The organism is Rhodoferax sp. GW822-FHT02A01 (assembly GCF_038784515.1).
Taxonomy (GTDB): Bacteria; Pseudomonadota; Gammaproteobacteria; order Burkholderiales; family Burkholderiaceae_C; genus Allorhodoferax.
In genome coordinates this window covers 798,518-812,456 of sequence record NZ_CP152376.1, presented here as the reverse complement: position 1 = coordinate 812,456, position 13,939 = coordinate 798,518, and the positions used below count along the sequence as shown (strand labels likewise).

Below are 13,939 nucleotides of genomic sequence, written 5' to 3'. Positions count from 1 at the left end.
GTCGTGCCACTGAATCAGTGCTCTGAGGGCAGAACCAGAAAGAGCGATTCGAATACATCGGCAGGAACCGGTTTGCTGAACAGATAACCCTGTATCTCGTCGCAGTTCAGCAGACGCAGCAGGCGAGCCTGCTCCTCGGTTTCAACACCTTCGGCCACGACCTTGAGCTTGAGCGCATGGGCCAGATTGATGATGGTGGAAACCAGTGCCAGCCCTTCGGGGGTCAATGTCATGTCCGACACGAAGGAGCGATCAATCTTCAAACTATCCACCGGCAATTTGGACAGGTAGCTCAGAGAGGAAAAACCGGTTCCGAAGTCGTCAATCGCGATGGTGAGGCCCAGCGCACGAATGGCCTGCAGGCTGATGATGCTGTGCTTGACATCCTCCATGATCAAGCTCTCGGTGATCTCCAGTTCCAACCCGGTCTCTGCCTGTGTATGGCCTTCGATGAGCACGCGTACCTCGTCGAAGAACGTGCGATTGCGCAGCTGCAGCGCCGACACATTGACGGCGATGCGCACCGGCTTCATGCCCGCCGCATGCCAGCGCCTGTGGTCCGCACAGGCCTGTGCCATGGCCCAGCGCCCGACTTCGTGGATCAGGCCGATTTCCTCCAGCACGGGAATGAAGTGGCCGGGCGCGACCAGGCCTGCCTGCGGCTTGTTCCAGCGGATCAGTGCTTCCGCTCCGGTAACCTCGCCGTTCAGCAGATTGACCTTGGGCTGGTAGTGCAGCACAAATTCGCCGCGTTGCAAGGCCAGGCGAAGTTCGTTTTCCAGCGTCAACTTTCCTGCGACCAGCTCGTTCATGCTCTGCGTGTAGAGCAGATAGCGTTCGCCGCTGGACTTGGCCTTCTTGAGCGCCACTTCGGCGTTGCGAAACAGGGTGTCTTCATCCGCTCCGTCCGCTGGATAGATGGCAATGCCCACCTTGGCGGCAATGCGGAAAATGGCATCACTCAGGCGGAAAGGATGTTCCTGGAGCGCCTTCATCATCTGGGAAGTCATCAGCTCGACTTCCGGGCAGGTGTGAACAACCGGAATGAGCACCGCGAAGTGATCGGCCCCTAGGCGCGCCAGCAGGTTGGCATCGCCTGTGGAGCGGATCAGCCATTGCGCCATCTTGCGCAAAAGCTCGTCGCCCGCAATGTGGCCCAGACTATCGTTGATGTTCTTGAAGCGTTCCAGGTCAATGAGGGCGATCGCCACCTTATGACCCATCCCCTGGCCGCTGCGCGCAGCCTGGGCCACCCGCTCCAGAAATAGCCTTTGGTTGGCGAGCCCCGTGAGTGCATCGTAGTAGGCGAAGTAATTCAGATGCTCCTGCTTTTCGATATGGTCAATGGCAAACGACACATTGCCGGTGAGTTCGGCCAGCAGCTTCAATTCTTCGCCATGAAAGAACTCGATCTCACCCGCATACAGCGCCAGTACGCCAACCGCCTTGTCTCCCACCAGCAAAGGGAAGACAGCCATCGAGTGGATACCGGAAGCGATGTACTTTTCACTGAACAGTACCTGCGGATCTCCCTGTGAGCGGTTGGAGACGATGGCCCGCCGCTCCATCAGTGCACGGGCACTCATGGTCTTTGCCGCATCCGCATCCGACGACAGGATGCTGGTGATGGCGGACAGCAGGTCATCGTCCTTGCCCTGTGAGGCAACCGGCACCAGCTTCTGGCTGCCCTGGTCGACCAGGGCAATCAGCGCCATGCGAAATCCCCCGTCCACCGCAATGCGACAGGCTTCCTTGAACAGTTCTTCGCGGTTGTCGGTTCGCACAATCAGCGTGTTGATGCCGCTCATCATGGCGTAGACGCGATTCAGGTAGGAGATGCGCTCCTGGTATTTCCGGTTCTGGGTCACGTCGCGGATGGCGGCAATCAGCAGCAAGCCCTCGTCGGATTGCATGGGGCTCAGCGTGATTTCAACCGGAAACAGGCTGCCATCCTTGCGTATGCCAGACAGCGCCGGGCCGGCGGACTGGATTTGCTCGCGCAGCAATTCCAGGCAGTGGCCGCTGCCGTCCGTGACCGCATCACATTCCATTTTCGGAACCAGGGCGTGAACCTTTTTGGCCAGCAGCTCCGCACGACTCCAGCCAAACAATTGCACGGCCTGTGCATTGACCAGAACGATCTGCGCGCTGGCATCGACGATCAGCATGGCGTCCGGCGCCGATTCAAGCAGGTCCTCGAACTTCTGTGTGGCCCTCTTGCGTTCGGTGATGTCGCGGAAATACCAGACTCTTCCGTAATGGGTGAGGTCCGCTCCGATGACTGGCGCGGAGTAGCGGTCAATGATTCTTCCGTCCAGCAGGCGCAGTTCTTCGCGGCTTCTGCCCTCGCGATGCAGATTCAGGTAACGGATGCGCTCAATGAATGCCCTGGGGTTTTCAACCTGTGTCGCCACGGCACGCAATACCGGGGCATCCAATCTGGCACCAATGAGTTCGGGCGCCAGATTCCAGAGGTCGACAAATTGCTGGTTGTAGGAAATGATCTTGCCTTCATCGCTCACGATCAGGATTCCGTCCAGCGAAGTTTCCTGCTGCGTCTTGAGTATGGTGTTCTTGAACTTCACCTCTTCTTCCACACTGCGTCGGCGCTCCTCGCTGGCAAACCGATCCAGTGCAAAGCTGATGTCTTCAGCCATTTCGATCAGCAGGTTGCGCGTGGCAATGCCAAAGGCCTGTGGCTCAACGGCGTACAGCGTGAAGACGCCAACCAGCTGGCCCTCTTTGGTGAGGGGGATGGAAGCCGATGACGCCAGTCCCGCCAGGCGGGCAGGGCCGTGCCACAGTGCGGTGGATGCGTCATTGAGAAAGTCCTGGCACCAGACTGGCTGCCGTTCGCTGATGGCCCTGCCGGCCGGGCTTTGGCCACTTGGAATCTCGCTGTCGGTGGAGATGATCAGGTTCTTCAGATACGCGGTATCGTCGCCGAAGCTGGCCTGTGGCTGCAACAGCCGTGTTTCGCTGTTGATCAAGCCGACCCAGGCCATCTTCATGCCACCGAACTGCACTGCCACACGGCATATCGTCTGCAGCAGTTCGACATCGCTCTTGCAGTGCACGATGGCCTTGTTGCATTGACTCAGGGTGGCATAGAGTTGCGTGAGGTGGCGTATGCTGGCCTGATCGGCGTGGCGCTGACTGATGTTGCGCACATTGCACTGGATCACCCGTATGCCGTCGCAATCGTATGCATTGCTGACAAATTCCACCTGGATGATGACGCCACTCTTGGTCTTCAGCGGCAAATCGTCGTAGCGGACGTAGCCGTGCCGCTGCAAGGCTGTGAACATTTCCTTGCTTTGCGCCTTGTCAGCAAAAGGGCCCACGTCCCAAATCTTCTTGCCCAGAAACTCCGCGTGCGAATAGCCGAGCATGTCCACCAGATAGGGGTTGACATCTTCTATCTGCGCCGTCTCTGCGTTCAGAAGCAATATGCCATCCTGTGCCGCCTCAAACAAACGGCGATAGCGGCTCACGGAAGCCCGTAGCGCCTGTTGCGCAGACTCGTTTGCCGCCTTTGTGTTGCAAGTATCTAGATATTCCACTCGGGATTCTTCTTCGTGTCCTCTGGAGTTCCCAAGTTTGGTTCCTTGAACAGGCTCCATCTGTGCGACGGCTCACAAACAGAAAGATTCTTTCCACCCACCATGCGCTCACTTGATCAAACCCCTGCGATCTCCAACGCACACACCATGATGACCACCACGCTTGAGCGGAAGAATGTTGCCGTGCAAGACAAAGACCGCGAGTCCGCTGCCGGCAACCCATCCGTCCATGGAGACTATGGATTTGCGGTCAGTCTCATGCAGTTCCTGGTTGTGCCGGCCTTTGTGCTGGACGCGCACGGCAGGGTCATGATCTGGAACAAGGCATGCGAGCGGCTGACCGGCATGGACGCGCAGCGTTATCTTTACGCCGACGCCGGCCCCATCTTCGACACCGACGGAAGACTGCTGGCCGTGGTGCAGACTTTGCGTGACATGACGATTCACAAGAAGGCCCAGCTCGAGCTTGAAAGGCTTGCGGTTCACGGTGGCATGACGGGCATTCTGAATCGCCGTGGTTTTGACCATGCGCTGCAAGTGGCCTGGGGCAGCGCTGCCCGCAGCAACACGTAACGGTCAGCGTGGGTGCGGCCACTGCCATTCCGGACACGAACAACTCACCCCTCGGCCTTATCGGGCTGGCAGACAGATCACGCTATCAGGCCAAGCTGATGGGGCGCAACCAGGCGGCGTTGAACGTCCACTGAGGTCGCGTCTTCACGGTTGTGCGAGGGCGGCTGGCGGATTCGAAGGCAGTGGCGGGTTGCCGTTTGCAAATGCGTAGCCCGACCTGCTTTGCTTGGCACGGTACATGGCGGCATCGGCGCTATGGATCAGCGCTTCCACGCTACTGCCATCCTGTGGGTAGATGGCGATTCCGATGCTGGTGTTGACCTCAATCCGGGTATCACCCACCACGCAGGGAATCTGGACTGCCTGCAGTATTTTCTTTGCCACGATGGCTGCGTCCTTCTCTTCACCCATTTCCATGAGCAGGTACAGGAATTCGTCACCGCCGTGCCGGCTGATCGTGTCGTCAGTGCGGGTGGTTTCTGCCAGGCGTTTGGCAATGGTCAGAAGGATGGCATCTCCGACCGCGTGGCCATGCGAGTCATTGATGGACTTGAACTTGTCAATGTCCAGGAACATCACGGACAGGCTCCAGCCGTGCCGTTTGGCTTGCTCCATGCCATGTTCCAGTCGGTCATAGAAGAGCACACGATTGGGCAGGCCTGTGAGCGCATCGTGTAGCGAGGAGTGAAGGGACTGCTTGTGGTGCTCCCCGATGTCAGCCAGATCCTGCTCCAGCCTTTGTCGTTCGTGAACCCCTCTTTCCAGACTCAGGTTCACCTGTGCCAGCTTCTCGGACGCCTCCTGCACCTTGAGTTCAACGGCTTCGCTTTTCTCCAGCGCTTTTTCGACCCCGGGGAGCTGTTTGCCGTTGGAAAGGTTGTCATTGAGGACCGAGTTGACCGACGCGAGCTCGGCTGCGGACTCCTTGATCATGCCGCCAACGTGCTCGCTGTCTTTCAACACTTGGGTCAATGACTTGGCTGGCAGGGGCGCGCCAGGTCGCTTGAGTGTCTGTTTCTGGTTCATGGAATGGTGCCTTCACCGGGTGGTCTGGACGACATACGTGACTTTTTTCGATTCTTGTCGGAACGGGCAAAGCCTTCCGTGCGCTGGCTCACGTTGGGGCTGCTTTGGGGCAAGCGGAGCCGTGTGTGGGGATGCTGCCGGGCTAGGTTGTAGGGACTTCGCTGGCGTGCCGGACGGAGTCATCGTTTAAGATGGTGGCACCGCCGGGCTTGAAACTGCGCTTGTTCCGGTTGCGCAAGCGGCAGTTTCGGGAGACCCAATAGCGAGATACAACAAATGACCGTTCGTTCAGTGATTGCCGCCCTGGTTGCGTTCACCTCCCTGGGCCTCTCCAGCGCCAGCGCCGTCGTTTGCTCACGCACGTACACCCTGGCACTGCACGATCACGGGCTGCTGTACTCCGCCGATACCGATACCGGAATCGACAAGGATGTGGCCGACGAGCTGATCCGCCGCAGCGGATGCAAGGTCATCGTGAGCCTGATGCCACGCGCACGCATCTGGCAGCTCATAGAGTCCGGCGCCCTGGATTTCAGTCTTTCGGGCATTACCAACGACGAGCGGGACAAATTTGCCGATTTCGCCTGGTACTTCAGCAACAAGTACTACCTTCTGGCGCGCAACGATGCCGGAATCCGCAATCTCGCCAGTTTTGAGAAAAATGACAACCTGCAACTGGGCGTGATCCGGAGCTTCCGTTACAGCGAATCAGCCAACCGTTTTGTGGACAAGCTGCAGGAGGCCAACCGCGTCAGGCAGGCCGGTGGTTTGGCCCCGCTGTACCAGGCACTCATGCAGGGGCAAATCCAGGGCATGATCATTGAGCCATTCGATTTCCCGGCGCTGGAGGAAAAGAAGATCCGCGAGATGAGCAGCATCCTGGAGTTCAAGGACCCGGCCGTGCCGCATGGACTGATCATGTCCAGGAAGGCGTTCTCACCTGCCGAGCTGGAGCAGTGGCGCGCCATCATCAACGAGATGCGCAGGGATGGTACCGTCGGTCGCATATTCGAGAAATACTTCAAGCCGGAATTGGCTGCCACGCTGGTGAACTTCTAGGCACCGCCCTGGCATGAAGGTACAACAAGACAATCGCGCCATCGCACGCACGCTGTTGCGGCAATTGCCCTGGCTCGTGTTGGTCGTCATGCTCGCCGTCACCTGGTTTACTTGGGGCCATGAACGGCAAAGCACGCGCAAGGCGCTGCGCTTCCAGTTTGACTTTGCCCTGCGTGAGTCGGTGAGCCGCATCGAGCAGCGCGTCCAGGGGTATGAGCAGATGCTGCGCGGCGTGCAGTCCCTGTTTGCCACCACGTCATGGAACAACCGCACCGCCATGCACAACTACGTTGATGCGCTGCAGCTGGATGCCAACTTTTCCGGTGTCCAGACCATTGGCATGATCGACTGGAGCCCGCATAAGACCAAAGTTCAGCTCGACGATGACTGGTCCGATCCGGTGCGTCGCGAAGCCATGGAGCGGGCGCGGGACTCCGGCATCGCCGCCATTTCCGGCAACGTCCAGTTGAAAACGCAGGGCAACCTGGCCTCCCCCGGATTCATCATGTACCTGCCGGTCTACGCGTCAGGCATGCCGCACGAGAGTCTGCAACAGCGCCGTGACCATCTGGTGGGCTGGGTGTATGCGGCCTTCCAGATGAGCGACTTCATGGCCAGCCTGTATGGAAGCCAGTCGCCGGGGTTGATGGTTGCGATCTATGACGGCACGGATGTCCGGGACAGCGCCTTGCTGTACCAGTCCGACAACGGCAATGCCAATGGCGATGGACCATCAGCCGAGACCCTGCAGTCCATCGAATACATGGTGCTGGCGGGCCACAACTGGACGCTGTTGCTTCGTAGCAAGGATTCATTCGAGTCCAACTTCGGTCGCAGCATGGCCACCGGCATTGCCGTGGGCGGTGCCATTCTGGGCCTGGTGATGGCTCTTCTTGCCTGGCAGCTCATCCACGGCAGGGAGATGGCCCTGCGCTTTGCCTCCTCCATGACCGAGGAACTGCGCCACATGGCGCAGCACGATCCGTTGACCGGGCTTCCCAACCGGGCGCTGTTCAATGACCGTCTGCACCAGGAACTGGCACGTGCCAAGCGACAGAACGGCCGGTTCGCCATGGTCTTTCTGGATCTGGACCAGTTCAAACCGATCAATGACAACTACGGCCATGCCATCGGCGACCAGATCCTGAAAGAGGTGGCCAAGCGCCTGCAGAAGTGCGTGCGTGCGGCGGACACGGTGGGGCGCATCGGCGGTGACGAGTTTGTCGTCCTGCTGGCTCACCTCAGCGAGACAGATCACGTCCTGGAGTTGGCCGACAAATTCAGACTCGCCCTGAAGGCCCCCTTCATGGTCAACGGCCAGCCGCTGGCACTTTCCTGCTCCGTCGGCGTTGCGGTCTACCCTGACAATGGCACCGATGCCATTGCGCTGGTCAAGAACGCCGACGAGGCCATGTACCGCGCCAAAGACGCGGGGCGGGACTGCGTGAAGCAGACCTGAGCATTCTGACAAAGGATTCGTTTGGAACATCGACTGGCCGTCGACAAGACGGCAACACTCACCATGGTCATGCTGTGCCTCATCTGGAGCGCACAGCAAATCGCACTCAAGGCCGTTGCCCACGACATCAGCCCCGTCATGCAGATTGCACTGCGCTCCGCAGGAGCATCCGTGTGGGTGGCGTTGCTGATGCGCTGGCGCAAGGAAGCCGATGACTGGAGCGTATGGCGCCCCGGTACGCTGGTTGCGGCCCTGTTTGCTGCCGAGTTCCTGTTTGCGGGCGAGGCCTTGCGCTACACCAGTGCATCGCACGTCGTCGTCTTTCTATACACCGCGCCGATTTTTGCGGCGCTGGGTCTGCATGCCAAATTGCCCTCCGAGCGGCTGGACCGCATGCAGTGGCTTGGCATCACGCTGGCATTTGCTGGTGTGGCCGCTTCATTCCTGAGCAAGAACACCGAAGCCAGCCGCGCCCTTGCCGGAACCAGCCTGTTCGGCGACTTTCTTGCGCTCCTGGGTGGCATGGCCTGGGCTGCCACCACCGTGCTCATACGCACCACACGCCTGTCATCGACATCACCCACGCAGACGCTGCTCTTTCAGCTGCTGGGCGCCGCCGTGATCCTGCTGGGCGCTGCGGTGCTGGGCGGCCATGCCAGCGTGCACTGGAGCATGGCCGTAGTAGCCAGCCTGCTATTCCAGACGGTGGTGGTGTCCTTCATCAGCTTCCTGACTTGGTTCTGGCTGCTGCGCACCTACTTGGCTTCACGCCTGGGCGTGTTCACCTTCATGACGCCGGTGTTCGGTGTGGTGCTGGGCGTGCTGGTGTTGAACGAACCCCTGGATGTGGGCTTTGTGGTGGGAGCGCTGATGGTCATGGCTGGTATCTTTGTGGTGAGTGCCCATAACTTGCTGAGTAATAGAAGAACCGCTCGTGGCTGAATGGGGCTCATGCGGCCCTGCTGGCAGATGTCAGCAATAAATAATTGAACGTCAGCTTTGGAGATGCTTGTAATTCAATAGTGCCGCGAAAGCGGATCCTGGGCCAGGTTTCGTGACCGTTCGCTGTCGCCACGGGACTGTCGGTAGCCGATACATCGAAATTGCCATCTGAACTGCCGGCAGACAACGGTTTGGGACATCAATCACTCCGTCGATATTGATTGACGAAAAGCCCTCCGGCCGGGGCTTACGGCTGCTAACCTAGCCGTCATCAATGTCATGCGACCCTACCGTGGAAACTTCCAAAGTTACAGAGTCCCTTCGTAGCCGCTTGATTAAGGCGGCACTTGATTGCTTCCTCGCCGATGACTATCACAGCGTCACGACCCGGCGCATCGCCGAGTGCGCCGGGGCCAACGTGTCGATGATTCGATACTACTTCGGCAGCAAAGAAGGGCTTTACGAGGAGATGATTCGCGAATCCTTAAGTCCACTGCTGGATGTCCTCGATGGGCCGCTCTTGGCCTCCACCGCCGGTTTCGCAGAATTTCTAAGCCTGTACTACAGAACGATGTCGGCGCGCCCAGAGTTTCCCAAGCTAATCTTGAAGGTCTTGGCGCTTCACCATGGCCCTGGGCGACGTTTTATTCATCAACTTCTGGAACGCGGACGCACCCGAAGCGCGCTCAAGGTCGCAGACTTGAAGTCTCAAGGGAAGATGGCGACAAACATCGACCCCGACATCCTGCGCCTAGCCTTCGTCAGTCTTGCGATGACTCCAATGCTACTCAAGGACATTTTCGAAGAACAAATGGAGCGCCCAATGGATGACGTTTTCCTAGAAAGTCTCGCCAGCTTCAATGGGCGCCTATTTTCTGCAGGTCTGGCGCCGGTATTGCCAACTTGCTTAGGAGAAGCGGAATGACACTCCAAAAGAACGCGAGTGCAGTGAGCCGATTTGCAAAGGCGATGCGGTTTGGTGCTTGGCTACAGTCAATTCCCAATAAGGTCACGCCAGCACCTTTTCGACTCGTCCAAATTGGCTCGGCCTACTGGCAATCACGAGCAATTTTCGTAGCGGCTCGACTAGATCTGGCCACCGTTCTTGGGACGGACGTCCTGCATGCATCGGAGCTTGCAGGACGGGTTGGCGTCAACAGCGATGCGCTCGGGCGTCTGATGCGACTGCTTGCGGCTATCGGGGTCTTCGAAGAATTGGCTCCCATGGTCTTTCGCAATAACAAGTTGTCCAACTGTCTGCGTAGTGACGACCCTCAAAGTGTGCGGGCAATGATTCTGATGCACAACTCGGAGCCATTTAGTCGCCCCTGGTTCGAGCAGTTGGAAGCTGGGATTCGTGGCGGTAAACCGCCGTTCCAACTTAGCCACGGTGAGGAGTTATTTGATTACCTTGACCATCATGCAGACTTCGACCGCATTTTTTCTGAAGCCATGGACAGTGTTGAGGCTTTGACTGGCGACGGATTTTGCACTGATTTTGATTGGAGTCAATTTGAGCGCATTATTGATATAGGCGGCTCGCGGGGAACCAAGGCGCTCTCCATTTTGAAACGCCATCCCAAGCTATCAGCGTTGATTGTGGACCGACCCCAGGTCATCGAGGAAGCCAAGAGGTACTGGGCAACTCAACACATAGAGGGAGTCGAACGCCTCCACTTCCAGGCTGGTGACCTGTTCAATACGATTCCAGTCGCGACCGGTCCTAAAGACATCTATCTGCTCTCGGCTGTCCTGCATGGCTTTGACGACAGTACCTGCGTACGTGGGCTGCAAAGCCTTCAGGCAGCCATAGAAAGCAGCGGTGCGTGTGTGGCGATACTTGAGATGGTCTTACCGGAAACAGGCGCCGACATCGCCAGCGCTTCCTTTGACATGCAAATGTTCGTTGGGTGTCGAGGACGGGAGAGGACCTTGTCCGAATGGAAATCGGTGATTCAAGCTAGTGGATTGGTGCTCCAAGAAGTCGTGCGGCTTCGGTCGCTCGGAAGTATTTTGGTTCTTCGGTCAAGGTAATGGCAACGACAGCTCTGGATGAATCTCGATGTCGGGTTCCAGCCCATCAGAGACATTCAAGGACACGGTTTAGTTCACCGTCTCACCCGGTCTTGCGGGCCATGCGCAAGCCGCTGGCATGAGCCCGACCTCTTAACGCAGCTGCCGGGATCGGGAGCGATGCGGATCACATCTACCCGATCCGCAGCAGCATGCGCACGTCAAGCCTTCACGATATGGTCACTGATGTAGTGCGCCAATGCGTACACCGTCTCCGAAGGGTTGTAGCCAATCGATGTGGGTAGCAGGCTGGCGTCGGCGATGTACAGGCTCTTGATGTCGTGGGTTTCGCCGTAGGGGTTGACCACGCTTTTTTTCGGGTCTGCTCCCATGCGGCAGGTGCCCTGGGGATGGAACGACGTGTAGCGGTAGCGGGCCCGTTCGTTCTTCAGTGAGGCAACAGCCGCATCCACGTCTTCCATGCGGTTGATTTCCAGGTGCTGCGATGATGGGATGTAGACCTTGTTTGCACCACTGGCGAACAACACCTTGCAGGTGGTGGCCAGGCCCTTCTTCATGGACTCGAAATCCTCGTCGTCCACGTCATAGTTGATTTTCTTGACACCGTTCTCCCAGACCACTTCACCGTTGTTCTTGTCGTGGATCAGGCTGATCAGGCGGATGGTGTTCTTGTACTTGCTCATGTAGGCCACATAAGGCTTGCCCGTGCCCGGCTCCACCTGGAAGCTGGCCTCTACGGGGTCCTGCACCGCGTTGAGGAGCAGGTAGCCGCCTTCCTCGGGCAGGGTATTGCGGTCCATGTACAGCGAGTGGGTCGCGCCATGGAAGTCGTTGACTTCCTTGTCAAACACGGCAGTCACCGACAGGGTGGGGTGACAGGCGAAGTTCTTGCCCACTTGTCCGCTGCTGTTGGCCAAGCCACTGCGTTGCAGCAGGATGGGCGTTTGCACCGGGCCCGCTGCCAGCACGACGATGGGCGCATCCACCTGGAGCTGGGCTTTCACCTTTCCGGTCGCCGGGTCCATCACCTCTGCGCGAATGCCGGTGGCGCGCCCCGATTCGGCAAGCACTTCCACAGCCCGGGTGTCGGAGTAGATGGTTGCCCCATAGGCGACGGCCCAGGGCAGATAGGTCACCAGCATGGATTGCTTGCGGTCGGACGCACACCCTGCAAAGCAAAAGCCGCTTTGCACGCACTCCTTCACGTTGCGGCGTGCGCGGCCCAGGGGCAGCTTCATCTTTTTCAGGCCCTTGCCAATGAGCTCCGCGCCTGCGCTGGTCTCGTTGGGGCCCACGGCCTTGATGCCCAGATGCTGCTCGACCTTTTCAAAATAGGGGCGCATGGTTTCGGGTTTGAGGTTGGTCAGCCCATGCTCCTTGCCCCAGCGGTGCAGGTAGTAGTCGGGTGTGCGAAAGCACAGCGCGGCATTGACCACGGTGGAACCACCCACGCAGGCGCCCTGCAATATGGAGATGTCTCCGGTGGTGTTGGACTGGCCGCCCGCGTCGGCATACATGGTGCCCATGCTGATGGCCAACATTTCGGTAAATTTCTCGGATGGCACGTAAGGGCCGGCTTCGAGCACGATCACCTTCTTGCCGCTCTTGGCCAGCTCATAGGCCGTGATGGCACCACCGGCACCGGAGCCGACGACAACGGCGTCCGCCTGCAGTTTCAAGGTGCTGCCGGCCTGGATGTCGCTAGCCTGCGTCACCTGCAGGCCATGTTTGGGTTGCTTGACGGGAATGATTTTTTTGGACACTGGGGGTCTCCTGGTATGTCTTGTTAGCTGCGGGGAAGAGCGGCGTTGCCCAGCGAGGGGATGTTGCGCTTGCGCGTGTTGGGGCCGTCGTAGCCCAGCGGTGCCCAGGTAGGCGGGTTCGCAAAATAGGCCAGCGCAATGAGCTTCTTGAGCCCGACGCTCAGCGCGCGTTGCGGTACCTCGGATCCATTGGCCCAGGCATCGCAAAAGCGCACGGCCTCTTCATCGTTCAAGTCCACGAAGGGGCGGTTGAACTGGGCGCGCGGTCCGTCGTTCCAGTACCCGATGCCGCCCTTGAGGCCGGCCAGGATGTGCGGCGGCATGGTGGCTAGCAGCGCGCCGTCGAGTGTGGGCAGCACCGCAACCTGCGACAGCGGCAGCAGGTCGCTACCCGACAGTGGCAGCGTTACCTCCATCAGGCGTTGCAGCACGGCAGCTTCCGATGCGCCTACGAACTTCATGGCCGGTGGTGCTGCGGCAGCGCGGCCCATCACCGTGAGGGCGCCCGCTGCAGCGGCTGCTTGCAGAAAGCTTCTGCGCGAGAGGCGGCCAATGGCGGCCATTGCCGGCATGGCAGCCTCTGCCCGCGGGTCTTTGGTGAACATGTACATGCAAGTCTCCTTGGTGTGGTTCTGTAAGAGCGCTCAAAACACCTGCAGCAAGCGCAGGTTCAAACGGGAACTTTCCTGGAATCCGTTGTCGACATTCAGGTCGCGGCCCCAGGTGGCCAGCACCTGGGTTTTGGGGCCCACGAATACCGCGGTACCCAACTGCATCTTGGTGACGTTGGAGGCGTTGCCCTGGTCCACGCCGCCGAGTTGGGTGGCTCCGGTGTGGGCATAAGACAGGCCTGCACGCAGGTCCCAGGTGGCACTGGGTGAATAGCGCAGAAAGGCCTGGACCTGCGATGAGGCGTCTTGCTTGAGGTTCTTGCCCCCACCTGCGTCGTTGTTCTCGCCGTAGGCCGTAACGTCTGCGGCGACGTCTACGGTCCACTTGTCGCCAAAGCCATGGATGTAGGCCGCCTGCAAGGCGTACTTCCAGCGGTTCTCACCCAGGTTCAACGCCTTGTTTGCGTCGTAGGTGCCGGTGGGTGCATACAGGAACGGGGTGATGCCGAAGTAGCGGCGGCTTGCCGGGTCGTTAAGCGTCCAGACCGTTGCCGCAAAGATCAGGTCACCCGTCCCGTTGGCTTGCCCCAATGCTGGCGCCAGGCCGCCTGTGGCCTTGAGGTTGCCAAAGGGCAGCAGCACCTGCGGGTCCACAACGTAGTCTCCAATCTTGGTGAAGTGGATGAGGCGCAGGATGCCGATGTCAGAGTCCAGGCCATTGGTGCCGGGAACCTGCTGGCCCTTGGCGTACAGCGTGTTGCGCTCGGCGTGTTGGGCGTAGACCAGTCCGACGTTGGTGCCTTCCGGCAGTGCGGTGTAGTCGCCAGCGTCGATGTCGATGGCGTGGCTGGAGAGGGTGGTGCCGAGCAAGGCCATGCTGGCCGCGGCGGTGCGAAGGGTTTTGTACAT

The 13,939-nt window shown here is 59.1% G+C and carries 11 protein-coding genes; 6 read left to right on the top strand and 5 right to left on the bottom strand.

All coding sequences use genetic code 11. The annotated features are described in order from the left end of the window. Window positions 1-14 precede the first annotated feature (14 nt). Window positions 15-3,494 carry an EAL domain-containing protein gene (locus AAGF34_RS03895; protein ID WP_342619322.1) on the bottom strand — a complete coding sequence of 1,160 codons (3,480 nt, stop codon included), beginning with the start codon at window positions 3,492-3,494 and terminating at the stop codon, window positions 15-17. A gap of 216 nt (window positions 3,495-3,710) precedes the next feature. Here AAGF34_RS03895 and AAGF34_RS03890 point away from each other — a divergent pair, with 216 nt between their 5' ends. Next, complete coding sequence (locus tag AAGF34_RS03890; RefSeq protein WP_342619321.1) at window positions 3,711-4,136, top strand: hypothetical protein; 426 nt, start codon at window positions 3,711-3,713, stop codon at window positions 4,134-4,136. A 144-nt stretch (window positions 4,137-4,280) separates the two neighbouring features. Here AAGF34_RS03890 and AAGF34_RS03885 read toward each other — a convergent pair whose 3' ends face one another. Further along, entirely contained in the window at window positions 4,281-5,162 is an 882-nt protein-coding gene (locus AAGF34_RS03885) for a GGDEF domain-containing protein (RefSeq protein ID WP_342619320.1), read from the bottom strand. 276 nt (window positions 5,163-5,438) lie between these two features. Between AAGF34_RS03885 and AAGF34_RS03880 the strand changes: the two genes are divergently transcribed. The 5 genes from AAGF34_RS03880 to AAGF34_RS03860 all read left to right on the top strand — a co-directional run bounded on the left by AAGF34_RS03880 (window position 5,439) and on the right by AAGF34_RS03860 (window position 10,656). Continuing rightward, window positions 5,439-6,221, top strand: a complete 783-nt coding sequence (locus tag AAGF34_RS03880) for a transporter substrate-binding domain-containing protein (RefSeq protein ID WP_342619319.1) — start codon at window positions 5,439-5,441, stop codon at window positions 6,219-6,221. Between the two features lie 13 nt (window positions 6,222-6,234). Beyond that, a complete protein-coding gene (locus AAGF34_RS03875; RefSeq protein WP_342619318.1) occupies window positions 6,235-7,680 on the top strand; it encodes a diguanylate cyclase in 1,446 nt (481 codons plus the stop codon). Window positions 7,681-7,701: 21 nt separating this feature from the next. Continuing rightward, window positions 7,702-8,622 carry a DMT family transporter gene (locus AAGF34_RS03870; protein ID WP_342619317.1) on the top strand — a complete coding sequence of 307 codons (921 nt, stop codon included), beginning with the start codon at window positions 7,702-7,704 and terminating at the stop codon, window positions 8,620-8,622. A 292-nt stretch (window positions 8,623-8,914) separates the two neighbouring features. Further along, window positions 8,915-9,547 carry a TetR/AcrR family transcriptional regulator gene (locus tag AAGF34_RS03865; protein ID WP_342619316.1) on the top strand — a complete coding sequence of 211 codons (633 nt, stop codon included), beginning with the start codon at window positions 8,915-8,917 and terminating at the stop codon, window positions 9,545-9,547. After that, window positions 9,544-10,656: a methyltransferase gene (locus tag AAGF34_RS03860; protein WP_342619315.1), complete on the top strand. Its 1,113-nt coding sequence runs from the start codon at window positions 9,544-9,546 to the stop codon at window positions 10,654-10,656. The genes AAGF34_RS03865 and AAGF34_RS03860 overlap by 4 nt, the downstream gene beginning before the upstream one ends. A 200-nt stretch (window positions 10,657-10,856) precedes the next feature. Here AAGF34_RS03860 and AAGF34_RS03855 read toward each other — a convergent pair whose 3' ends face one another. From AAGF34_RS03855 to AAGF34_RS03845, 3 genes are read right to left on the bottom strand one after another with little or no spacing between them, the layout of a single operon-like run. Beyond that, entirely contained in the window at window positions 10,857-12,419 is a 1,563-nt protein-coding gene (locus AAGF34_RS03855; protein ID WP_342619314.1) for a GMC family oxidoreductase, read from the bottom strand. A 23-nt stretch (window positions 12,420-12,442) separates the two neighbouring features. Beyond that, complete coding sequence (locus AAGF34_RS03850; protein WP_342619313.1) at window positions 12,443-13,030, bottom strand: twin-arginine translocation signal domain-containing protein; 588 nt, start codon at window positions 13,028-13,030, stop codon at window positions 12,443-12,445. A 33-nt stretch (window positions 13,031-13,063) separates the two neighbouring features. Next, window positions 13,064-13,939, bottom strand: coding sequence for a transporter (locus AAGF34_RS03845; RefSeq protein ID WP_342619312.1), 876 nt, complete (start codon window positions 13,937-13,939; stop codon window positions 13,064-13,066).